General features: G+C 63.6%; 21 protein-coding genes. 13 read left to right on the top strand and 8 right to left on the bottom strand.

What is annotated here, in order from left to right:
• Nucleotides 1-61 precede the first annotated feature (61 nt).
• The 3 genes from MESAU_RS16185 to MESAU_RS16175 all read right to left on the bottom strand — a co-directional run bounded on the left by MESAU_RS16185 (nucleotide 62) and on the right by MESAU_RS16175 (nucleotide 3,915).
• A complete protein-coding gene (locus tag MESAU_RS16185) occupies nucleotides 62-1,189 on the bottom strand; it encodes a sugar ABC transporter substrate-binding protein (protein WP_015317115.1) in 1,128 nt (375 codons plus the stop codon).
• 308 nt (nucleotides 1,190-1,497) lie between these two features.
• Nucleotides 1,498-2,526 (bottom strand): HTH-type transcriptional regulator GntR, encoded by a 1,029-nt coding sequence (gntR, locus tag MESAU_RS16180; RefSeq protein ID WP_015317114.1) that lies wholly within the window; start codon nucleotides 2,524-2,526, stop codon nucleotides 1,498-1,500.
• Between the two features lie 159 nt (nucleotides 2,527-2,685).
• Entirely contained in the window at nucleotides 2,686-3,915 is a 1,230-nt protein-coding gene (locus MESAU_RS16175) for an MFS transporter (protein WP_015317113.1), read from the bottom strand.
• Nucleotides 3,916-4,086: 171 nt separating this feature from the next.
• Here MESAU_RS16175 and MESAU_RS16170 point away from each other — a divergent pair, with 171 nt between their 5' ends.
• Nucleotides 4,087-4,377 carry a DUF3175 domain-containing protein gene (locus MESAU_RS16170; RefSeq protein WP_015317112.1) on the top strand — a complete coding sequence of 97 codons (291 nt, stop codon included), beginning with the start codon at nucleotides 4,087-4,089 and terminating at the stop codon, nucleotides 4,375-4,377.
• Nucleotides 4,378-4,472: 95 nt separating this feature from the next.
• On the opposite strand, the gene MESAU_RS16165 is transcribed toward MESAU_RS16170, so the two are convergent.
• The 3 genes from MESAU_RS16165 to MESAU_RS16155 all read right to left on the bottom strand — a co-directional run bounded on the left by MESAU_RS16165 (nucleotide 4,473) and on the right by MESAU_RS16155 (nucleotide 6,845).
• Entirely contained in the window at nucleotides 4,473-4,916 is a 444-nt protein-coding gene (locus tag MESAU_RS16165) for an SRPBCC family protein (protein WP_015317111.1), read from the bottom strand.
• 154 nt (nucleotides 4,917-5,070) lie between these two features.
• Nucleotides 5,071-5,847 carry a FadR/GntR family transcriptional regulator gene (locus MESAU_RS16160; protein WP_041163417.1) on the bottom strand — a complete coding sequence of 259 codons (777 nt, stop codon included), beginning with the start codon at nucleotides 5,845-5,847 and terminating at the stop codon, nucleotides 5,071-5,073.
• A gap of 101 nt (nucleotides 5,848-5,948) precedes the next feature.
• Nucleotides 5,949-6,845 carry an NAD-dependent epimerase/dehydratase family protein gene (locus MESAU_RS16155; protein WP_015317109.1) on the bottom strand — a complete coding sequence of 299 codons (897 nt, stop codon included), beginning with the start codon at nucleotides 6,843-6,845 and terminating at the stop codon, nucleotides 5,949-5,951.
• 120 nt (nucleotides 6,846-6,965) lie between these two features.
• Here MESAU_RS16155 and MESAU_RS16150 point away from each other — a divergent pair, with 120 nt between their 5' ends.
• Entirely contained in the window at nucleotides 6,966-7,904 is a 939-nt protein-coding gene (locus MESAU_RS16150) for an NAD(P)-dependent oxidoreductase (protein ID WP_015317108.1), read from the top strand.
• A gap of 20 nt (nucleotides 7,905-7,924) precedes the next feature.
• Here MESAU_RS16150 and MESAU_RS16145 read toward each other — a convergent pair whose 3' ends face one another.
• On the bottom strand, nucleotides 7,925-8,707 hold the full coding sequence (locus MESAU_RS16145; protein WP_015317107.1) for a FadR/GntR family transcriptional regulator: 783 nt from the start codon (nucleotides 8,705-8,707) through the stop codon (nucleotides 7,925-7,927).
• A gap of 187 nt (nucleotides 8,708-8,894) precedes the next feature.
• Entirely contained in the window at nucleotides 8,895-9,884 is a 990-nt protein-coding gene (locus tag MESAU_RS16140; RefSeq protein ID WP_015317106.1) for a sugar-binding protein, read from the bottom strand.
• Nucleotides 9,885-10,333: 449 nt separating this feature from the next.
• On the opposite strand from MESAU_RS16140, the gene MESAU_RS16135 reads away from it, so the two are divergent.
• The 11 genes from MESAU_RS16135 to MESAU_RS16085 all read left to right on the top strand — a co-directional run bounded on the left by MESAU_RS16135 (nucleotide 10,334) and on the right by MESAU_RS16085 (nucleotide 20,472).
• A complete protein-coding gene (locus MESAU_RS16135; protein WP_015317105.1) occupies nucleotides 10,334-11,077 on the top strand; it encodes an ATP-binding cassette domain-containing protein in 744 nt (247 codons plus the stop codon).
• A 61-nt stretch (nucleotides 11,078-11,138) separates the two neighbouring features.
• Nucleotides 11,139-12,137 (top strand): ABC transporter permease, encoded by a 999-nt coding sequence (locus tag MESAU_RS16130; protein WP_015317104.1) that lies wholly within the window; start codon nucleotides 11,139-11,141, stop codon nucleotides 12,135-12,137.
• Nucleotides 12,138-12,316: 179 nt separating this feature from the next.
• Nucleotides 12,317-13,144, top strand: coding sequence for an AraC family transcriptional regulator (locus MESAU_RS16125; RefSeq protein ID WP_015317103.1), 828 nt, complete (start codon nucleotides 12,317-12,319; stop codon nucleotides 13,142-13,144).
• A 114-nt stretch (nucleotides 13,145-13,258) separates the two neighbouring features.
• Nucleotides 13,259-13,702, top strand: coding sequence for an SRPBCC family protein (locus MESAU_RS16120; RefSeq protein ID WP_015317102.1), 444 nt, complete (start codon nucleotides 13,259-13,261; stop codon nucleotides 13,700-13,702).
• 10 nt (nucleotides 13,703-13,712) lie between these two features.
• Nucleotides 13,713-14,507, top strand: coding sequence for an FAD binding domain-containing protein (locus MESAU_RS16115; RefSeq protein WP_015317101.1), 795 nt, complete (start codon nucleotides 13,713-13,715; stop codon nucleotides 14,505-14,507).
• A 53-nt stretch (nucleotides 14,508-14,560) separates the two neighbouring features.
• The gene (locus tag MESAU_RS16110; protein ID WP_015317100.1) at nucleotides 14,561-15,043 is read left to right on the top strand and encodes a (2Fe-2S)-binding protein; all 483 of its coding nucleotides are present in this window, start codon (nucleotides 14,561-14,563) and stop codon (nucleotides 15,041-15,043) included.
• A gap of 10 nt (nucleotides 15,044-15,053) precedes the next feature.
• Nucleotides 15,054-16,421, top strand: a complete 1,368-nt coding sequence (locus MESAU_RS32245; protein WP_015317099.1) for a xanthine dehydrogenase family protein molybdopterin-binding subunit — start codon at nucleotides 15,054-15,056, stop codon at nucleotides 16,419-16,421.
• A 1-nt stretch (nucleotide 16,422) separates the two neighbouring features.
• Nucleotides 16,423-17,427 carry a xanthine dehydrogenase family protein molybdopterin-binding subunit gene (locus tag MESAU_RS32240; protein ID WP_015317098.1) on the top strand — a complete coding sequence of 335 codons (1,005 nt, stop codon included), beginning with the start codon at nucleotides 16,423-16,425 and terminating at the stop codon, nucleotides 17,425-17,427.
• Nucleotides 17,428-17,435: 8 nt separating this feature from the next.
• The gene (locus MESAU_RS16095; RefSeq protein WP_015317097.1) at nucleotides 17,436-18,317 is read left to right on the top strand and encodes an AAA family ATPase; all 882 of its coding nucleotides are present in this window, start codon (nucleotides 17,436-17,438) and stop codon (nucleotides 18,315-18,317) included.
• Entirely contained in the window at nucleotides 18,314-19,585 is a 1,272-nt protein-coding gene (locus MESAU_RS16090) for a vWA domain-containing protein (RefSeq protein ID WP_015317096.1), read from the top strand. The genes MESAU_RS16095 and MESAU_RS16090 overlap by 4 nt, the downstream gene beginning before the upstream one ends.
• Complete coding sequence (locus MESAU_RS16085; RefSeq protein WP_015317095.1) at nucleotides 19,585-20,472, top strand: amidohydrolase family protein; 888 nt, start codon at nucleotides 19,585-19,587, stop codon at nucleotides 20,470-20,472. Before MESAU_RS16090 ends, MESAU_RS16085 begins: the two co-directional genes overlap by 1 nt.
• Nucleotides 20,473-20,476: the final 4 nt, after the last annotated feature.

Genomic DNA, 20,476 nt, shown 5'->3' with positions numbered 1-20,476 from the left:
GATTGTGGGATTGCAGGCTGGCGCCGCGGGATCAGCCGCGGCGCCAGACGATAGAAAGCGACTACTGGTTTTCCTTGGTCTGCCCCATGATTTCCTGGGCGCTGAAATTGATGCCGCAGGTCGGGAAGGAATTGCCGACGAAGAAATTGTCGGACTCCTTCGGGAAGTAATCCGTGCCTTCCTTCATGTCCGGATCCGTGGCGACGGCCAGAGGCAGCTTCACCTCCTGCGGCACCACTTCGCCTTCGAGTGCCGCGATCGCCGTCTTGATGGCGACGGCGACCTGGGCCGGGCCCGAGCCGGCGGAGGTGCACTTCAGGCCATCGGCCGAATGCGCCGCGCAGAACTTGCGGAAGCCGTTTTCGGTCTCGCCGCCGAACGGCACGAACGGATGCTTGGCGTCCATCATCGCCTGCACGATGCCGGTGTCGCCGCCCTGGCCGGTGATGCCGTCGAACGGACCGTTGGTGGCGATCGCATCGGCGGTCACTTTCTGCGCCACGCCGTCATCCCATTTGCCGGCGACTTCGGTCACATCCCACTTCTTGCCGGAGGCGTCGAACACCTCATGGATGCCGTTGTGGCGATCGGTGTCGACGGAGGTGCCGGCGACGCCGCGCACTTCCAGGATCTTGCCGCCATTCGGGATCTTGGCGACCAGCCACTTGGCCCACAATTCGCCAAGTCCCTTCTGGTCGACATTGACGTTGATAGCGTCCTTGGTGTCGAGAATATTGTCGAAGGCGACCAGCACGATGCCGGCTTCCTTGGCGCGTTTGATGACCGGGCCGAAGGCGGTCGGGTTCTGCGCGTCGGTGACGATGGCGTCATAGCCGGAATCGATGAAGTTGTTGATCGCCGAAATCTGCGCCGGCACGTCCTCGCCCGTCGAGACGACCTTGAATTCCTTGATCTTTGCCTTCACGTCGGGCTGCGACGCATAGGCCTTGGCCGTCTGCACCATCTGGATGCGCCAGGTGTTGGCGATATAGCCATTGGCGAAGGCGATGCGGAACGGACCTTCCTTCTTCGGAAATTTGAAGAACTTGGTGTTCGCGTCCCAGGGCGCGAAACAGTCGGCCTGGGCGGCGGGACCGGAGACGATCTCCGGGCCGGCAGCCATGGCCGCCGAATTGAGCATGACGAATGCGCTGGCAGCAACGATGCCGCCGACAAGTGACTTGATCATCGATAATCCTCCCGATTGCAGTTCCGATTTGTCGGTTCAGTTTTTATGCGATTTCGCGCTCCCGGCTGGCACCTCCCGCCTTACCCAGTCACGCCTGCCAGATGCCGAAGACCTCCGCGATCCCTCCCCTTGCCGTCTCCTTCGGTTGGGAAAAGGCTATCATATTATACATAATAAACAAGCATGAGCTGTTGCTTATGTATAATAAACAGGCCCAACATTTGAGTGGCGACGCTCTCCAATGGAAAATGGTAGCGCTACCATGACGTTGTGTAAAGCGTCATTCGCGGGTGTTCTCGAAAGCGTGTTCAGCGGGCTGTGCTCTCGCGGCGCTTCAGCTCGAAGCCAAGGTCGACGACCCGCTGCCGCGGCCTGTCACCCGATATCGCCGCAAGAGCCATGGCCACCGCGCGCCTGCCGATTTCGTAGCGATGGGTGCGGATGCTGGTGATCGAGGGAAACGCCACCTGCATCATGTCGAGATCGTTGAAGCCGACAATGCCGATGGTCTTCGGCACCTCGATCGAGGCACGATGGCATTCGAACAGCACGCCGAGCGCGATGTCGTCATTGTTGCAGAACACGCCGTCGAGCGTCGGCATCTTGGCAAGCGCATCGCGGAAGAGTTCGCGGCCAAGCGGCACGCTGGACAGCACCGGCGTGGTGGTGATCAGGCGCGGGTCCGAGAGCCCGGCCTTCTCCATCGCCACCCGGTAACCAGCCAGGCGCCGCTGCGAGCGCGGGTCCATGCGTGCACCGATGAAGCCGATCCGGCGATACCCGGCCTCTATCAGGTGCTCGGTCGCCGTCCGGCCGCCATCGAGATGCGAGAAGCCGACCATCATGTCCACCGGATCGGGTCCGGTCTCCATCACCTGAACCACCGGGCAACCGGCATTCTCCAGGAGTTTTCGCGAAGCAGGCGTCTGATCGATGCCGGCAATGATGAGCGCGGCCGGGCGTTGCGAACCGAACAGCTGCAGCAACCGCTCTTCCTCCAGTCCGGAATAGTGCGTATTGCCGAGCTGGATGCGGAACGGGCTGTCCGACAGGCAGTCATAGATGCCGCGCACCACCTCGGCGAAGACGTTGTTGGTCAGCGAAGGCACCAGTACGCCGAACACTTCGGCGCGCGCCGAGGCCAATGCACGCGCATTGGGGTCCGGCACATAGCCGAGTTCGTCGACGGCGGCCTGGATCTGACGGCGCAGTTCCTCGGAAACACGTGCCGGGTCGCGCAGTGCGCGTGAAACGGTGATGGCGCCGACGCCGGCCTTGCGTGCCACATCCGACAGGGTTGGGCGGCCACCGCCCCGGCGCGAACGCGGCTTGATCACGGTCTTGGCCCATGCGCATGGCCATCGAAGCGCGCCCGCAATGCGATCTTTCCAGCTGTCGCCATCTCACCGGCCTGTTGCCGCACCCATCCGCCCTGGCGTCGCGCAGTGACTGCCTGTTGTCAAGCCGAGCCACCAAATGGCCGTGCTTGGCCTTCCTCAGGCGGCTACGGCAGCCCTATGCCTTGCCTTCCACATGAACAGCCCGATCGCCAATATGTTAAGCAGGTTCCAGGCGATGCCGTTCAGGAAAGCGGCGGCATAGGAGCCGGTCAGGTCGTAGATCCAGCCCGACATCCAGCCGCCGATCGCCATGCCGAAAATCGTCGCCATCATCACGATGCCGATGCGCTGGCCGGCCTCCTTGGCGGGCAGGTATTCGCGCACGATGATCGCATAGCAAGGCACGATGCCGCCTTGCGACAAGCCGAAGACCAGCGATACGACATAGAGCGAGGCGAGCCCGTCGAACGGGATGTAGAACAGCAGCGACAGGCATTGCAGCACGGAGCCGATAAGCAAGGTTTTGACACCGCCGATGCGGTCGGCGACAAAGCCCGAGGCGAGCCGGCTGACGACGCCCGCGGCCATCATAATCGACAGCATGTCGGCGCCATGCGCCATGCCGTAGCCAAGATCCATGCAATAGGCGACGATGTGCACTTGCGGCATCGACATCGCTACGCAGCAGCCCAGTCCCGCGACGACCAGCAGCATCTGCATCGCGGCCGGAGACATTGGCATCGGCTGCACGGACCGGCTTCCGGCCGGGCCGGCGGCTGCCGCTTCCGGAGCGCCGCGGCGCAGCAAAAGCACCAGCGGCACCATGGTGACCAGGCAAAAGACGCCGATGGCGGCATAGGTGAAGCGCCAGCCTTCCGCCTTGATCAGCGTCGGCATGATGGTCGGCCAGATCGCTCCGGCGAGGTAGTTGCCGGCCGCGGCCGCGGTGACAGCGACGCCGCGGCGGCGGTTGAACCAGTGCGATATATCGGCGATCAGCGGCCCGAAGATCACCGATGTGCCGAGACCGATCAGCACGCCTTGCGCAAGGGTGAATTGCAGGATCGAGGTCGACAAAGCCGCGAGCAGAAGGCCGGCGGAGAGCGCGATCGAGGAAAACAGCGCCGGAATCCAGTAACCCATGCGATCGATGGCGCGGCCGACCAGCACATTGCCGGCGGCAAAGCCGACCATGGTCGCGGTGTAAGGCATGGATGCCGCGGCGCGGTCGAGGCCGAACTCGGCCTGTACCGCCGGCAGCACCACGACAACGGCCCACATGCCGACCGCACCGATCGTCGCCAGCAGCATCGAGATGGCCAGGCGCATCCAGGCGTAGGAACTGTCGATACCGGGGCTGGGCCGGCTCAAGTCGGTTCGTGACAAAGGCGTTTCCTGTCGGCGGCCTCAACCGCTGCTGTTTTGGCCACTATCGACGCATTCTCGGCGCACAGCAGCGCCACGGCGGGCAAATCCGTGGCTCCAGGGAGGTACGAGCGCGGGAACCGGCGCCAGCATCTGGAGTTTCCGATCGATAACCCGCAAAGGAGTCCAGCCATGACCGCCACCAAGCAGAAATGGTCGGCCGAGGTGACCGAGCACAGCGATGCTATGGATCTCGAGGACCACGTGTTCGAATCCGACGACGCCAAGAAGATCGCCGCCTCGCTCAAGCGTTCGGCCGAACACAGCCACCGCCGCAAGGCCGAGCCCTTCCAGTCCGCCATGTCGATGCTGAATTTCTACATCAACAGGGCCGGAAAAAACCTGCCCGCGGCTCGCAAGAAGATCCTCGAGGACGCCAAGGACGAATTGCGTGCGGCATTCGGGCGGCCAAAAGAGGATTAGGCTTTCGCCGCCAATGGCTCCTCAAGCTTGTTCCTCACCCCATCAAAAACGAGGTGAGGAACCCGTTTATTACCGCTATCCAGCCGGTCGGCGCCCTATTGTCTGATCTCCGGTTCGACAAGCTTGGCCAGGTTGCGCAGCGACTCCTGCCAGCCGAGATAGCAGGCTTCGGCGGGAATGGCGTCTGGAATGCCGGCTTGTGTGATGTTCACCTCGGTGCCCACGGACACTTTCTTCAGCGTCACGGTCACCTGGATCTCGCCGGGCAGGTTGGGATCGTCGAACCTGTCGGTGTAGCGCAGGAGTTCGCCCGCGACGAGCTCGACATACTCACCGCCAAACGAATGGCTGTCGCCAGTGGTGAAGTTGCGGAACGACATCTTGAAGGTACCGCCGACCTTGCCCTCGAAGTGATGAACCGTGCAGGTGAAGCCGTTCGGCGGAAGCCATTTGGCAAGCGCATCGGCCTCGATGAACGCGCGGTAGACCTTCTCCGGGCTGGTGGTCAGAACACGGTGCAGACGTACGGTGCTGGGCATGTCGATACTCCTTCGTGGTCTCTGTTCGATGCCCCAAGGACGGGTACCGCACAGCCGATCCGACACAGGCTTTTGAATTTTGTGCGGTCCGGCCCCGAATTGCTTCGAGTTCCAAGGCGCAAACACCCGCGCCGAATGGCCGTGTCGCGGAAATCTATCGCGAACGGATGACGTTGTCGGTATTGGCCAGCAGCTTGCGCACGGCATTGCGCGCTGCATCCGGCCGCTGCAGGCGGATATTCTTTTCGATTGCTTCGTGCATCTTCTGGGCGAGCTGCAAATCGTCGAGCTCCCGGGTCGTGTAGGCAAACAGGTGATCGAAGGCGGATTCGATCAGGACGCCGAGCGGCACCAGCAGATCATTGCCCGAGGCACGCAGGATGGCGAGGTGGAAGCGGGTGTCGGCGCGGGTCCGTTCCTGCAGGTTGGTCGCCTCGCCCATCTCCCGGCATGCCTGGCTGATCTCGGCCATCTGCTCGTCGGTGCGCCGCATGGCGGCGAATGCGGTCGCTTCCGGCTCGATGATGTGGCGGAATTCCTGCACCGTCTTCAGGAAAACCTCGCGGTCGGGCGACGTCGCGTACCAGGCGAGCACATCGCGGTCGAGCAGGTTCCAGCGTTCCCTGGGTTCGACCCAGCTGCCGATCTTGGGGCGCGATGCGAGCAGGCTCTTGGCCATCAGCATCTTGATCGCCTCGCGCACCGCCGAGCGGCTGACGCTGAACGTCTCCGACCATTTGGCCTCATTGGGCAGGATGGTGCCGGGCGGATAATCGCCGCGCACGATCCTGAGCCCAATCTCGCTGGCCAGTGATGTGTGCACGCTGGAGCCCGGAATACGTGCCGCGTCGGCTCGCCGAACACCGGCCGGACGATCGGCGGCTACAGCCTTTTTCGGCGATTTTTCCCTGTTCGGCTTCGCGTCCCGCATGCAGTCCAGAAAGGCCGGTTTAGGGAGGCTGTCAAGCGTGGTGCGGGCGCGGGGCCGCAAAGCCGGCCTCTATGCACAACCCAGCCGTGATTCGAGCTCGCTTAGGCGGTCTTGACGTATTTGCGCCAGCTGTGCTCCGGGCGGAAGCCGAGCATGTCGCGCGCCTTGCGGTTCGACAGCAGCGTCTCGTATTCACCGAGTTCGCCCTTGACCGGCACGTCGGGATAGAACCGCTTCAGGAGTTCGGCGGTCGGCAGATCGGACGAGGTGTCGTCATTGGCGGCATTGAACACCTGGTAGCCCAACCCATCCTTCTCGACGGCACGCAGCGTGATCTGGCCAAGGTCCCGGGCATCGATGTAGCTCCAGGCGATACGCTTGCGAAAACCAGGATCGGCGAACCATTTCGGAAACAGCGAATACTCATGCGGCTCGATGACGTTGCCGATGCGCAACGCATAGATATCCGTGCCATTGCGCTGCGCGAAAGCGCGCGCGGTCTTCTCGTTGACGATCTTTGACAGCGCATAGCTGTCCATCGGGTCGACGTCATAGTCCTCGTCGAGCGGGAAATACGCGGGATCGCGCGGCTCGTTGGCGAACACCAGGCCGTAGGTCGTCTCGCTGGAAGCGATGATCACCTTGCGGATGCCGAGCTTCACCGCCGCCTCGATGATGTTGTAGGTGCCCATTGCATTGATGCGGAACACCTCGTTGTCGGGCGTGATCATTATGCGTGGAATGGCAGCAAAATGCACCACGGCGTCCACTGGCTGCGGGCGTAGCGAGGGGTCGAATTCGTGCAGCCCCATATAGCTAGACAGCGCGTTGAACACCTGGCCGCTGTCGGTGATGTCGGTGATCAGCGTGCGCACCTTGGGATTGTCGAGCGGCCTGGTGTCGATGTTGAGCACCTGGCAACCCTGCTCCACCAGATATTGCACGACGTGGCGCCCAGCCTTGCCGCTGCCGCCGGTGAACATGATCCGCTTCGTCATTTCTGGTCTCCACGAAAGTCCTGGGATTTACGTGTATTGTCAGACAATATTGCTTTCTGCAACCGTCTATGGCTAAAACAGCGGCGACATTATCGATAATCACAGAACAGGACAGACAGCATGAACACGACCGCTACGGGTGAGAAGATCGGCTTTGTCGGCCTTGGATTGATGGGGCACGGCATCGCCAAGAACATCGTCGACAAGGGATATTCCCTGACCTTCCTCGGCCGCAAGAACCGCAAACCAGCGGAGGATCTTCTCGGCCGAGGCGCTCGTGAGGCATCGACTTCCCGCGATGTGGCGGCGGCATCTGATATCGTCTTCATCTGCGTCACCGGCTCGCGCGAGGTCGAGGCTATCATTCGCGGTCCCGATGGCATCAAGGAGGGTTTGAAGAAGGGGGCGGTCGTCGTCGACTGCTCGACATCGGATCCGGTCTCGACCGTGGCACTTGCCGCGGAACTCAAGGCGCTCGGCGTCGACTATGTCGACGCGCCGCTCAGCCGCACGCCGAAGGAAGCCTGGGAAGGCACGCTCGACGCCATGGTCGGCGCGCCCGACGCCGTCTTTGCCAGGGTCAAGCCGGTGATCGACACCTGGGCCGGCCGCATCGTGCATATCGGCGATACCGGAGACGGCCACCGCATGAAGCTGCTCAACAATTTCATCTCGCTGGGCTACGCCGCCCTCTATTCCGAGGCCTTGGCACTGGCGGAGAAGGTCGGCATCTCGCCGCCGCGTTTCGACAGCGTCATTCGCAACGGCCGCATGGATTGCGGCTTCTACCAGACCTTCATGCGCTGGACGCTGGAAGGCGACCGCGACGCCCACAAATTCACCATAGCCAATGCCTTCAAGGACCTGACTTATCTGGAATCGATGGCGGGGGCGGCCGGCATCGCTAATCCGCTCGGCAACGCCACCAAGAACGCCTTCGCCGGCGCTCACGCAACCGGCCCGGCCGAGCAGTTCGTGCCGATGCTGGCCACGCACATCGCCAAGGTCAATGGCATCGACCTGATGCCGACGAAGGATGGAAAGAAGCAGACGATCTGAATCCGGACGGTCGGCTGGCCTTAGCGCCGGCCCCTTCCGATCCCCTCATCGGTGTCGGCAAGCAGCTTGTGCACGGCGTTGCGCGCCGCGGCTGGCCGCTGCAGGCGGATGCTTTTCTCGATCGCCTCGTGCAGTTTCTGTGCCCGCCGTTGATCGCCGACCTGGCGTGTGGTGAAGATGAAGAGATGGTCGAGCGCCGATTCGATCAACACGCCGAGCGGCACCAGAAGGTCGTTGCCCGAGGCCCGCAGGATGGCGAGGTGGAAGCGCGTGTCGGCACGGATGCGCTCGGGCAGGTTGGCCGCCTCGCCCATCTCGCGGCAGGCCAGGCTGATCTCGGCCATCTGCTCGTCGCTGCGCCGCATGGCGGCAAAGGCGGATGCTTCCGGTTCGATGATGTGGCGGAACTCCTGCACGGTGCGAAGGAACGCTTCGCGATCCGGCGCGGTTGCGTACCAGGCCAGCACGTCGCGGTCGAGCAGGTTCCAGCGCTCCTTCGGCTCGACCCAACTGCCGATCTTTGGCCGCGACGCCAGAAGGCTCTTGGCCATCAGCATCTTGATCGCCTCGCGCACCGCCGAACGGCTGACATTGAAGGTTTCGGCCCATTTGGCCTCATTGGGCAGGATGCTGCCAGGCGGATAGTCGCCGCGCACGATCCTGAGGCCAATCTCGCTGGCGAGCGAGGCATGGACGCTGGACCCGGGAAAGTGCGCCGCATCCACCCTGCGCATGGCTGCCGGGTCGTGGCTGGCTTGCGCCTTGGCCCGGCCGGCTTTTTTCTTTGCCTTCTCGTCCGGCATTCACGTTCCAATAGGTCGGCCGCCAGTCACCCGGATTGATCCAAACCCGCGCGGCGCACCGATCCCGTTGCCGAAAATCCAAACCACTGACGCGTCAAAGCCGGGCCCCGATTGCCCCAACCAAGGCGTCCTGTTGAAGAATTGGAGGAAACGGGGCGCTCGTTGACGAGCGCCCCGAAATCGCGGCCTATTTCTGGATGCAGGTGTCGACCGTATCCTTGGTGCATTCGTCGAGACCGGTGAAGACCGGATCGTCAACCTTCTTGCCTTCGACCAGGTCGATCATCACCGATGGTGCCTTGTAGCCCATTTCGAAGGGCCGCTGGCCGACCAGAGCGGTGACAAGGCCGTCCCTGGCGATGGCCACCTCGTCGCCGATCGTGTCGGCGGCGCCGATGACGAAGTCGTTCTTGGCCAGCCGGTCCTTGAGCGGTCCGACCAGGTCGCGGTAGGGCTGCGGCGCGCCGAACAGCGGCCAGCCGCCCATGATGCCGAACGCGTCGAGCTTGGGATTGGCGGCGAGGATGTCGGTCATCGCCTGAACGCCCTTGGCTCCGTCGTCATTGGTGAATACCGGGCAGCCGGCGACTTCCGTCCAGCCGCCTTCGCCGGCAAGTGCCGTGAGGCCTTCCTTGCCCGTCAGCGCGTCGCGCATGCCTTGCGCGCGACGCAAGATGTTGTCGGCCGCCGGATTGCCCTCGATGGTGCAGATCGTGCCACCATTCGGCTTGGCCTTCTTGATGTACTCGCCGATCTTCTTGCCCATCAGGTAGTTGTCGGTGCCGAGATAGGTCTTGCGCAGTGCCGCGTCTTCCTTGGCGAGGTCGGCGTCGACGGTCATGATCGGGATCGACGGATTGGCGCTCTTGATCGTCTGTGCGATCAGTGGCGCGTTGGACGGCGAGATCGCCATCGCCACCGTGTCGGCCTTGCTCAGCATATCCTGCACGATCTGCGCCTCGCCGGCTTCGTCGGAAGTCGATGCCGGGCCGGTGTAGAAGCATTCATATTCCGAGCTGGCGTTTTCCTTGTTCCATTTCTCGCAGCCCTGGTGGATGGCTTCGAAGAATGGATTGTCGAGACCTTTCACCACGATGACGAGCTGCTTCTTGGCCAAAGCCGGCCCGGCGCCCAACGCCGTGGCGGCGACGGCGGCGAGCAATACTGTTTTCCTCATGTCAGTCCTCCCTTTGCAACCAGACGGACACGGCGTGCCCGCCACACAAACCAGCCAGGATGCGAGATGACTGAGACGCGTGCGCCCATTCAATCCGGCCAGGCCGATAAGCATTTTCAGATGCGACCCTCCCAGCGACGACGCTGCACGATCGCCAAAACCTTCTTGCCGTTGGCGCCGCCGATGGCGTCGTCAAAGCCGGCATGTCTTCCTCCGACGCTCAACTAATAACGGCTTGCCGCCAACGTCAATGCTATTTGTCCTACAAAACGGATTTTTCAAAATCCGCATGGCGCTATTCGTCTGACAATTGCCTGTTCGACAATTGACGCCCGCGATGCCATTCGCGTAAATGACCGCATCGCTGCCCCCGGGAGGAGCTGGGGAAAGCCAATGGAAGCTGTCGCTTGTCCGCGTGCGGATGGGCCAGGCATGGGAGGCAAAGACTGGTGGCGGTTCTCGAACTCACCAACATCTCGAAGCATTTCGGCGCCATCCAGGCGGTCAACGACGTGTCGCTGTCGATCGAGCCTGGAGAGGTCGTCGGCCTGATGGGCGACAACGGCGCCGGCAAGTCGACGCTGGTCAAGATGATCGCCGGCAATTTCCGCCCGAGCCATGGCACGATGCGCATGGAAGACAAGGAACTCATCCTGCACAAGCCGGTCGAGGCGCGCCAGCACGGCATCGAGATCGTCCACCAGGACCTGGCGCTCTGCAACAATCTGACGGCGGCGGCCAATGTCTATCTCGGCCGCGAACTGCGTCGTGGCGTCGGCCCGTTCCGCATCCTTGACTATGCGGCGATGTACAAGCGCGCCGGCCATATCTTCGCCGAGCTGAAATCCGAGACGCGCCCGCGCGATCTCGTCAAGCAGATGTCGGGCGGACAGCGCCAGGCCGTGGCGATCGCCCGCACCATGCTGTCGCAGGCCAAGATCGTGCTGATGGACGAGCCGACGGCGGCGATCTCGGTGCGGCAGGTCGCCGAAGTGCTCAACCTCATCCGCAATTTGCGTAACCAGGGCATCGCCGTGGTGCTGATCAGCCACCGCATGCCCGACGTCTTCGACGTCGCGGACCGCGTCATCGTGATGCGGCGCGGCAGGAAGGTCGCCGACAAGGCGATCGCGTCGAGCTCGCCCGAGGAAGTCACCGGGCTGATCACCGGCGCCATCGAGCAGGCGGCGTGAGAGCGATAAAACCGGGTTTCATTGCGCTGGCGCGTTTCGCTGCCGGCAGGAAAGGTCGATAATGGCAGTCACCCTTGACCAGACGATCGCGCAGAAGCAGCACACTTTCCTGTCGCGCCTGTTCTCCAGCCAGACTTTCTGGGTGGTGGTCGCCGTCATCCTGGCCTGCATCTTCCTGTCCTTCGCCACCGATGCCTTCGCCACCTCGAAGAACCTCTACAACATCACCCGCAACATCACCTTCGTCGCCATCGTGGCGCTCGGCATGACCTTCGTCATCATCACCGGTGGCATCGACCTGTCGGTCGGCTCTGTGCTGTGCCTGTGCTCGATGGTGCTGGCCGTCACCATGCATGCCGGCTATTCGATCGAGATCGGCATTCTGGCCTCGATCGCCACCGCGCTCGTCATCGGCGCCTTCAACGGCATTTTTATCGCCTATCTGGGCTTTCCGCCCTTCGTGGTGACGCTCGGCATGCTGTCGATCGCCCGCAGCCTCGCCATGGTCGCCTCCAACAACACCGTCGTCTTCCAGTTCGGCCCGGACCACGACAAGCTGCTGGCACTCGGCGGCGGCGCCTGGGTGTTCGGCATCGCCAACCCGGTGCTCTACACGATCCTGCTGGCCCTGATCACCGGCTTCGTCCTGCGCTGGACGAAGTTCGGCCGGCATATCTTTGCCATTGGCGGCAACGAGCACGCCGCGACGCTGACCGGCGTGCCGGTGCGCCAGATCAAGGTCGCCGTCTACATGATCTCGGCGCTGTCGGCGGGCATTGCCGGCATCATCGAAACCGGCTGGCTCGGCGCTGTCACCACCAATCTCGGCAACGGCATGGAACTGCAAGTGATCGCCGCCACCGTCATCGGCGGCGCCAATCTGGCCGGCGGCGTCGGCACCGCCTTTGGCGCCATTGTCGGTGCCGCCCTCATCGAGGTGATCCGCAACAGCCTTGGCCTGCTCGGCATCAACGCCTTCTGGCAGGGCACCTTCATCGGCGGCGCCATCCTGCTGGCGGTTCTGTTCGACCGCATCCGCAATTTCAGGCGCAGCGATTGAGGGGCTCTTCGCCGTCGAAGCGCCATTCATTCTGGTTCCTATCGCTCAGTCTGAAAATCGGCTGAAGCCGACCTCCATTGGTAGCGGCCAACAGCCGATGCCTTGACGGACGCCGAAAACCGGCCGCACAATCCTCCCTGCAAGCGAAGGGAGGCCAGTCGCTTGCGGGAGGATATGCCATGACGGAAGCGATCAGGCTCTACTGGGGCCGGTTCGGACATGTTTCTGTCCTGAATGTCGCGAGCGACTTCGTCACCCATGCCCATGTCGAGGCACATCTGATCATCTGGCTCGAAGGCACCGCCGGCGAGATGACCATCGGCCGCGAGACGGTCCGCCTCGGCCCTCGCACAGCCGCCGGCATCAATTCCTTCCAGCCCCACAGCCACGTCCTGTCGCAAAACGGGACGCCCGGTCTGTTTCTCGCCTTCTACATCGATCCCGACTGGGCCCGCCGCCGGCGCGACCTGCCATCCAGCGCGCCGCTGTTTTCGCGGGCGGCGATCGCGCTCGAGCCTTGGCTGCACCAGGCGGCCGCCAGCCTGCTCGACCATCTCACCGACAATGAGAGCGTCGACGATGTCGCCAACTACGAGATCGAGCGATTCATCGACTCGGTGCTCGATGCCGCCGACGCCTCGGCGCCGCAGGAAGCGCGCGGCCGCATAAACACCGTGCAGGATTTCCGCGTTCGCAAGGCGATCCAGCTGATGAAGGCCAATGTCTGCGAACGCATCTCCTTCGACGACGTTGCCCGCGCCGTTGGTCTTTCGCGGCCGCATTTCTTCGCCTTGTTCAAGGAACAGACCAACCTGACGCCCAACGTCTATTGGAACACGCTGCGTATGGAGGAAGCGGTGCGGCAGTTGCAATGGTCGCGCGAGCCGCTGATCTCGGTCGCCTGCAATCTCGGCTTCACCACGCAAGGCAATTTCTCGCGCTTCTTCCGTGACCATGTCGGCGTGCCGCCGACGCTCTACCGCGAGGCCGCGCGGGCAATGGCCTGAGCCGGCAACCATCTGTTTTTCAGACTGGTTGATAGATGCTCAAGACGCATTGATAAGCGCTGTGCGCGCTAGCGCCCTACCCTTGCCGCAACGAAATTCGCAAGGGAACATCATATGCCCAAAGTCACCATTTCCAGCGTGATCGACGCACCGGTCGAAAGGGTTTGGGCGCGCATACGCGACTTTAACGGGTTGCCGGATTGGCATCCACGCATGGTCGAGAGCCATATCGAAGACGGCAAGGATGCCAGCACGATCGGCTGCGTGCGCAACTTCCAACTGGCCAGCGGTGCCCGCCTGCGCGAAAAACTGCTCGACTTCTCCGATGACAATTTCCTCGTCAGCTATTCGATCCTGGAAACGCCGCAGCCGCTCACCAACCACAGGGCTACGCTGCAATTGCGGCGCGTCACCGATGGCGACCGCACCTATGCCGAATGGACCGCCAGCTTCGACGCAGCACCCGAAGAAGCCGACAAGCTGGCCGAGGGCATGGGCGCCAATGTCTTCCAGGGCGGCTTCAACGCCCTGAAGAGCCATTTTGCCGGCCAGAGTTGAGGAGCGGGCCATGGCGCTGGCATTGCAGAGTTTTGCAACGGTGAAAGACGCCAGCGCGGCGCTGAAAGGCGCCGGCACGCGCTATCTCGGCGGCGGCACGCTTGTCGTACGCGCCGCCAATGAAGGCGATGTCTCGGTCTCCAGCCTTGTCAGGTCGACCGACCCGGCCCTGTCGGCAATCGCGGTCTCCGGCGGCACGGTCCGCATCGGCGCTTCGGTGACCATGGCGGCGATCGCCCGCCATCGCGAGCTCGGCCAGCTTGCCAAGGCCGCGCGCGCTGTCGGCGGCCCGGCCATCCGCAACATGGCCACCGTCGGCGGCAACCTGTTTGCGCCAAGCCCCTATGGCGATTTCGCCGTCGCCTTGCTGGCGCTCGACGCCCTGGTCAGCACCGGCGACAGCGAAATGCCTATCGAGACCTTCCTGACGGGGCGAGACGATAATCGTTCCATCGTCACGTCAGTCAGTTTCGCGCTTCCGAAGGCCGACAGCTTCCGCTTCCTCAAAGTGTCGCGGATCAAACCCAAGGGCGTCTCGGTGCTGAGCATTGCCGCCCTGCTGGAGCAGGCTGCCGACGGCACCGTCTCTTCTGCGCGCATCGCACTTGGTTGCATGGCCGACCGGCCGGTGCGCGCCGAGGCGGCGGAGAAGGCGCTAATCGGCAAAAGGCTTGACCATGACGGCATCGCGCCAGCACTGGCCGCCGCCAGCGAAGGCACCGCGCCGATCACCGACTCGATCGCAAGCGCATGGTATCGCGCCGAAGTTCTGCCGGTCCATCTCGGTCGGCTGCTGCTCGGCTAATCACAATCGGGGGGGCGCGCTTTCCCTACGGGGCAGGCGCGCAAGGAGGAAGAATGGCAAAGATTCCCGTCCAGTTCACGCTCAATGGATCTGAGAAGGCCGAATTCGTCGAAAGCGGCACCACGCTGCTCAACGCCTTGCGCGACAAGATCGGCGACACCTCGCCTAAGGGCGGCTGCCATCAGGGCACTTGCGGGGCCTGCTCGGTGATTATCGACGGCGAACTCCGGCTGTCCTGCCTGACGCTGGCCGAGACCTGCAACGGTGCAACGATCACCACCACATCGGGCCTCGCCGAAGGCGGCGTGCTGCACCCGCTGCAACGCGCCTTCCTCGACGCCTTCGCCAGCCAATGCGGCTTCTGCACGCCGGGCATGATCATGGCGGCCAAGGTGCTGCTCGACCACACGCCCAATCCCAGCCGTGACGAGGTGGTCGAGGCGCTGTCCGGGAACGTCTGCCGCTGCACCGGCTACGAGCCGATCATCCAGGCGGTGCTGACCGCCGCCCGCGCCAATTCGCAGAACGCGACCTGAGGGAAACAAGATGGAACTGCGCAAAAGCTATTTCTCGGACGTTCGCAAGGATGACCTCAACGAGATCGGTCAACCGCGGCCACGCTCGGATTCGCCAGGCCACGTCACCGGCAAGACCGCCTATTTCGCCGACCGCAACTTTCCCGGCATGCTGCATTTGAAGATGGTGCGCAGCCCTCATCACCATGCCCGCATCCGCTCGATCGACACGTCGGAGGCCGAAAAACATCCGGGCGTGGTCAAGGTGCTGACGGCCAGGGACGTGCCGCACAATGTCTACACGATCCTGATCCTGATCCAGGTCGGACCGGAAGACGAGACGGTCCTGGCCGACGGTAAGGTACGCTGGAAGGGCGAGGCCGTGGTGGCGGTGCTGGCCGAAACCGAGCGGGCCGCCCAGGAAGCCGCCGCCAAGGTCAAGGTCGATTATGAAGTGCTGCCCGCCGTGTTCGACATGGAGGAAGCGCTGAAGCCCGGCGCGCCCATCGTCAACGAATATCACGGCCAGAACTATTACCTCTATGACAGCGGCGCGTGCCGCAAGGTGCGCTTCGGCGATGTCGAGGCGGGCTTTGCCGAAGCCGATCACGTGCTGGAGCAAAGCTATCAGTCCTCGCCCATCGAGCACGCGCCGACCGAGACCACTGGTTGCGTGGTGGCGCCCGAGGGCAATGACCGCTTCACCTGCTACACCAACACACAGGCGATGTTCTTCACCCTCGACAACACCTCGATCATCCTGCAGATGCCGGGCAGCAAGCTGCATTTTGTCGGCGGCACGGTCGGCGGCGGTTTCGGCGGCAAGGTCGATGTCATCGTCGAGCCGATTGCCATCCTCGGCGCAAAACTAACCGGGCGACCAGTCTGTTTTATCTACAGCCGCGAGGAGGAGATGCAGATCTCCTCGCCCCGCGCGGCCGAAAAAGTCGTCATCAAGGACGGCGTCATGAACGATGGCCGCATCGTCGCACGGAAGGTCACCGGCTACACCGATGCCGGTGCCTACTCCCGCCACTCGCCCTATGGCGCGCAGAAGGGCGCCGGGCACTATCCCGGTCCCTACACCATCCCCAACGTCTGGATCGACACCTACTGCGTCTACACCAATCGCACGCCGTCGTCGGCCATGCGCGGCTTCGGCGTCACCATCGGCGATTTCGCGCTGGAGGTGCAGATGGACAAGCTGGCGCGGCTGATCGGCATGGATCCACTCGAATTCCGCTTCATCAATGCCTATCGCGACGGCGACATGAAGGCGCATCGCCAGCCGACCGAGGGCGCGGCACTCATCGAATGCATGCAGGAAGCCTCGCGCGCCGCCCACTGGCCGGTGGCGGAGAAATACATGGCGATGTCCTCGTACAAGAACGGAGCTTGAGATGGCGATCAGGCGTGGACGCGGCGTCGCCGCGATCAACTATCCCACCGGCATGAACCTTGGCGGCGACCCGACCCAGGCGCTGGTGCATTCGACCCCGACCGGCAATTTCATGGTCACACTTTCCAGCGTCGATCTCGGCCAGGGCATGAAGCAGATCATGGCGCAGATCTGCGCCGAGACGATCGGCGTGCCGACCGACCGCGTCGTCGTCGACACCGCCGACACCGACACCGGCCCGCACTGCATGGGCACCTTCGCCTCGCGCGGCACACACCGCGCCGGCAACGCGGTCATCCAGGCCGCCAGGGAAGCCCGCCAGGTGATGCTTGAAGTGGCGGCCGAGGAACTGGAAGTGAATGCCTCGGACCTCGAAACCGACGGCCAGGGCAACATACTGGTCAAGGGCGCGCCGCAGAGATCGATCTCGATCTTCGATGTCGCCCTGTCGGCGCATTTCAAGCGCGGCCGCTCGATCTCAGGCCGCGGCATGTTTTTGATCCCGCGCTCCTATCCGGAGAAGGAGACCGGCGCGATGAAGCCGTCGACCTGCTACGCGCATGCCTGCACGGTGGCCGAGGTGGAAGTCGACGACGAAACCGGCGAGGTCACGGTGCTGACGGTGAAGAACGTCTTCGAGATCGGCCGCGCGTTGAACCCCAAAATGGTCGAGCAGCAGCTGGTCGGCGGCTCCTGGATGGGCATCAGCCATGCGCTCTACGAGACGACCGAGCCCTACTACCCCAACCGCGACCATGGCGGCACCGACTTCAACCAGTATCTGATGCCTGGTCCCGGCGACCTCGCCGAAACCGAAATCATCGTGCTGGAGCGGCCTTCGGCAGATGGCCCCTATGGCGCCAAGGGACCGGGCGAAATGTGCGCCAACCCCCAAATCCCGGCGGTCGCCAACGCCGTCTTCGACGCGGTCGGCGTGCGCATCGACACGCTGCCGATCACGCCGGAACGCATTTTGCGCGCGCTCAAGGCGCAAGCCGCGAACTGAGGACCGACATGCCCGAGGTAAACGCCGAGACGCTCGCGACCTCGCCGGAGGCGGTGGCCGAGCGCCTCGCCGCCTCGCGCTATCTGGCCGACGACAGCCTCGCCACCGCCATCTTTCTGGCTATCCGGCTCGGCAAGCCTCTGCTGCTCGAAGGCGCGCCGGGCGTCGGCAAGACGGAAGCCGCCAAGGCGATCGCCGAGCTGCTCGGCCGCGATCTGGTGCGGCTGCAATGCTACGAAGGCATCGACGCCGCGCATGCGCTTTATGAGTGGAACTATCAGCGCCAACTGCTCGCCATCCGCCATGCCGGCGAGCACGAGATCGACATCTATGACGACCGTTTCCTGATTGCCCGGCCGCTGCTGCAGGTGCTGAAGGCGCCGCGGCAGCGTATTTTGCTGGTCGATGAGATCGATCGCTCGGATCATGAATTCGAGGCACTGCTGCTGGAATTCCTGTCCGACTTCCAGATCAGCATCCCCGAGCGCGGCACCATCCGTGCCGCCGCACAGCCGATCGTCATCCTGACTTCGAACCGCACCCGTGAACTCGCCGAGGCGCTGCGCCGCCGCTGCGTCTATCACTGGATCGGCTACCCCGACGCCGAACGCGAGGCCGCCATCATCATGCTGCGTGCTGGCGATGTCGCGGAGGCTACCGCGCGCGCGGTGGCGGCTGCGGTGCAGACCATCCGCGCCCGTCCGCTCGCCAAGCCGCCCGGCATCGCCGAAGCCGTCGAATGGGCCAATGCCGCGACGATCCTGGAGAAGGGCGGCAGCCCGTGGCCGGAAGCCTTCCGCCGCGCCATCGGCGTGTTGATCAAGGACGAGGAAGACCTCTCCTACATCGCCCCCGAGCTTGGCCGCATCGTCGAGGAGGCACTGGCGTGAGCGGGGACGTCAACGATCCCTTCGCCCCGTTCACGGGGAGAAGGTGCCCCGAAGGGGCGGATGAGGGGCGGCGCCATGAGGGGCAAAGGGTGGCGCCGCCCCTCACCTGCCTGCCGGCATCCTCTCCCCGTAAACGGGGCGAGGAGAGCGTACCTCCCGCCGCCGCGCCCTTGCTCGGCTTCGCCCGCCTGCTGCGCCGCTACGGCTTTGCCATAGCCCCCGAACAAGTCTGCGGCTTCATGCAGGCGGTAACCTTGCTTGGGCCACGCTCTATGGCCGACATCCGCGAGGCAGCGCTCGCCACCCTGGCGCCGCCACCTGACCGCCGCGACGAATTCGAGGCGCATTTCCAAAGCCATTTTTACGGCAACACATCAGCCGTGGTGGAAGGCGACAGCGACGAGGAAACCCGCGTCAAGGATGATGGCGGCGCCGACGACGAGCGGATCGAAGCCGAGCAGCGACAGGAAGGCGGCGAGCTATCCTCGGCGATCGAACAGTTGAGCAGCCGCGACTTCCAGCACGACGACGACAGGCTAACCGCCTTTCGTCGTCGACTGTCGAACGCCTTGCCCGCGCGCCGCTCCTTCCGCACGGTGCGCACCCATTCGCGCGGCAAGCTCGACCTGCGCCGCTCGCTCAGGGAAATCGTCAGCGCCGATGGCGATGTCCCCTCGCCGCTGCTGCGCCGCCGCCAGACCGTGCCGCGCAAACTGCTGATCCTGATCGACGTGTCCGGCTCGATGAAGCTCCACACGTCTGATTATTTGAAGCTCGCGCATGCCGCCGTGCAAGGCGCTGACCGGGCAGAAATCTTCACCTTCGGGACGCGTCTGACCCGCATCACGTCAGCGCTGCGCATCCGCGACCGCGAGCAGGCGCTGGCGCGCGCGGCCGCCCAGGTCGACGACTGGGACGGCGGCACCCGCATGGGACCAACGCTGCTTGCCTTCCTCTCCGTGCCGCGTTTTTCCGCCTTCGCACGTGGTGCGGCAGTGATCATCCTGTCCGACGCGCTGGAGCGCGGCGACCATGCCGAACTGGAGACGGCGATCCGCCGGCTGAGCGCCCGCGCGTTCCGGCTGTCGCTGGCGACACCTTTGGCCGGCGACCCGCGCTTCCAGCCGGCAACGGCGGCACTTCGCGCCATCCTGCCCGACCTCGACGATCTGGTCGACGGCTCGTCGGTGAACAGCCTCACCGATTTCATCCTGTCGCTCGCCCGCCCTGCCCCACGGGCGGCGACAATCTGGAAAAGGGTATCGTGATGCAGAAAGCCATCGACGCGCATTTCCATATCTGGCGCCAGCAGGACCAGCCCTGGCTGGTCGGGCCGATGGTGCCGCGCATCTTCGGCCCCTACGAGCCGATCCGCCGCGACTACCCGATCGAGGAGTTTCTCGCCGACCAGCAAGATTCCGGCGTCGAGAAAGCGGTCTACGTCCAGACCAACTGGGCGAAGGAGGATTTCGAGAAGGAAGTCGCCTTCCTGCAAAAGACGGCTGATGAAACCGGCTGGCCGCACGCCATCGTCGGCTACACCGACATGACGGTGGACGATATCAGACCCCAGATCGACCGCCTGAAAAAATATCCGCTGCTGCGCGGCGTGCGCATGCAGTTGCATTGGCACGAGACGCCAGCCTTCCGCTTCGCCACTGGCCCCGATCAGGTGATCGATCCCAGGGTACGGGCCAATGTGGCGCGGCTGAAGGATTACAGCTTGTCCTTCGACCTGCAGCTCTTTCCCGCCCAGATGAAGGACGGGCTGACGCTGGTCGGCGAGAACCCCGAAACCAATTTCATCCTCACCCATGCCGGCATGCTGACCGGCATGGATCAGGAAACCACCGAAGCCTGGAAGGCTGGGCTGCGCACGCTGTCGGCGGCGCCGAACGTCTACGCCAAGCTCTCCGGTCTCGGCACCTTCGTCCACCGCAACGACCCCGGGCTGATTGCCTATATCGTCGACAACGCGATCGAGATATTGGGCGCGGATCACCTGATGTTCGGTTCCAACTTCCCCATCGAGAAGTTGTGGACCAGCCACGCCGAACTGATCAAGGCCCACCGCGCGGCTGTAGCGAAGCACGGTCCGGCGGCCGAGGCTGATATCTTCTGGAATACGGCGGAGCGGATCTACCGGCCGGCTTGACCGC

Source organism: Mesorhizobium australicum WSM2073 (assembly GCF_000230995.2).
Taxonomy (GTDB): domain Bacteria; phylum Pseudomonadota; class Alphaproteobacteria; order Rhizobiales; family Rhizobiaceae; genus Mesorhizobium; species Mesorhizobium australicum.
The sequence above is the reverse complement of the archived record's forward strand: the minus strand, read 5'-3'. Positions and strand labels throughout refer to the sequence as shown.

Bases quoted from the DNA above. Each gene is read 5' to 3' on its own strand.
- MESAU_RS16170 (WP_015317112.1), top strand. From the start codon at position 4,087: ATGACCGCCACCAAGCAGAAATGGTCGGCCGAGGTGACCGAGCACAGC.
- MESAU_RS16160 (WP_041163417.1), bottom strand. From the start codon at position 5,847: ATGCGGGACGCGAAGCCGAACAGGGAAAAATCGCCGAAAAAGGCTGTA.
- MESAU_RS16185 (WP_015317115.1), bottom strand. From the start codon at position 1,189: ATGATCAAGTCACTTGTCGGCGGCATCGTTGCTGCCAGCGCATTCGTC.
- MESAU_RS16115 (WP_015317101.1), top strand. From the start codon at position 13,713: ATGGCGCTGGCATTGCAGAGTTTTGCAACGGTGAAAGACGCCAGCGCG.
- MESAU_RS16110 (WP_015317100.1), top strand. From the start codon at position 14,561: ATGGCAAAGATTCCCGTCCAGTTCACGCTCAATGGATCTGAGAAGGCC.
- MESAU_RS16095 (WP_015317097.1), top strand. From the start codon at position 17,436: ATGCCCGAGGTAAACGCCGAGACGCTCGCGACCTCGCCGGAGGCGGTG.
- MESAU_RS16120 (WP_015317102.1), top strand. From the start codon at position 13,259: ATGCCCAAAGTCACCATTTCCAGCGTGATCGACGCACCGGTCGAAAGG.
- MESAU_RS16150 (WP_015317108.1), top strand. From the start codon at position 6,966: ATGAACACGACCGCTACGGGTGAGAAGATCGGCTTTGTCGGCCTTGGA.
- MESAU_RS32245 (WP_015317099.1), top strand. From the start codon at position 15,054: ATGGAACTGCGCAAAAGCTATTTCTCGGACGTTCGCAAGGATGACCTC.
- MESAU_RS32240 (WP_015317098.1), top strand. From the start codon at position 16,423: ATGGCGATCAGGCGTGGACGCGGCGTCGCCGCGATCAACTATCCCACC.
- MESAU_RS16130 (WP_015317104.1), top strand. From the start codon at position 11,139: ATGGCAGTCACCCTTGACCAGACGATCGCGCAGAAGCAGCACACTTTC.
- MESAU_RS16165 (WP_015317111.1), bottom strand. From the start codon at position 4,916: ATGCCCAGCACCGTACGTCTGCACCGTGTTCTGACCACCAGCCCGGAG.
- MESAU_RS16145 (WP_015317107.1), bottom strand. From the start codon at position 8,707: ATGCCGGACGAGAAGGCAAAGAAAAAAGCCGGCCGGGCCAAGGCGCAA.
- MESAU_RS16140 (WP_015317106.1), bottom strand. From the start codon at position 9,884: ATGAGGAAAACAGTATTGCTCGCCGCCGTCGCCGCCACGGCGTTGGGC.
- MESAU_RS16125 (WP_015317103.1), top strand. From the start codon at position 12,317: ATGACGGAAGCGATCAGGCTCTACTGGGGCCGGTTCGGACATGTTTCT.
- MESAU_RS16155 (WP_015317109.1), bottom strand. From the start codon at position 6,845: ATGACGAAGCGGATCATGTTCACCGGCGGCAGCGGCAAGGCTGGGCGC.
- MESAU_RS16085 (WP_015317095.1), top strand. From the start codon at position 19,585: ATGCAGAAAGCCATCGACGCGCATTTCCATATCTGGCGCCAGCAGGAC.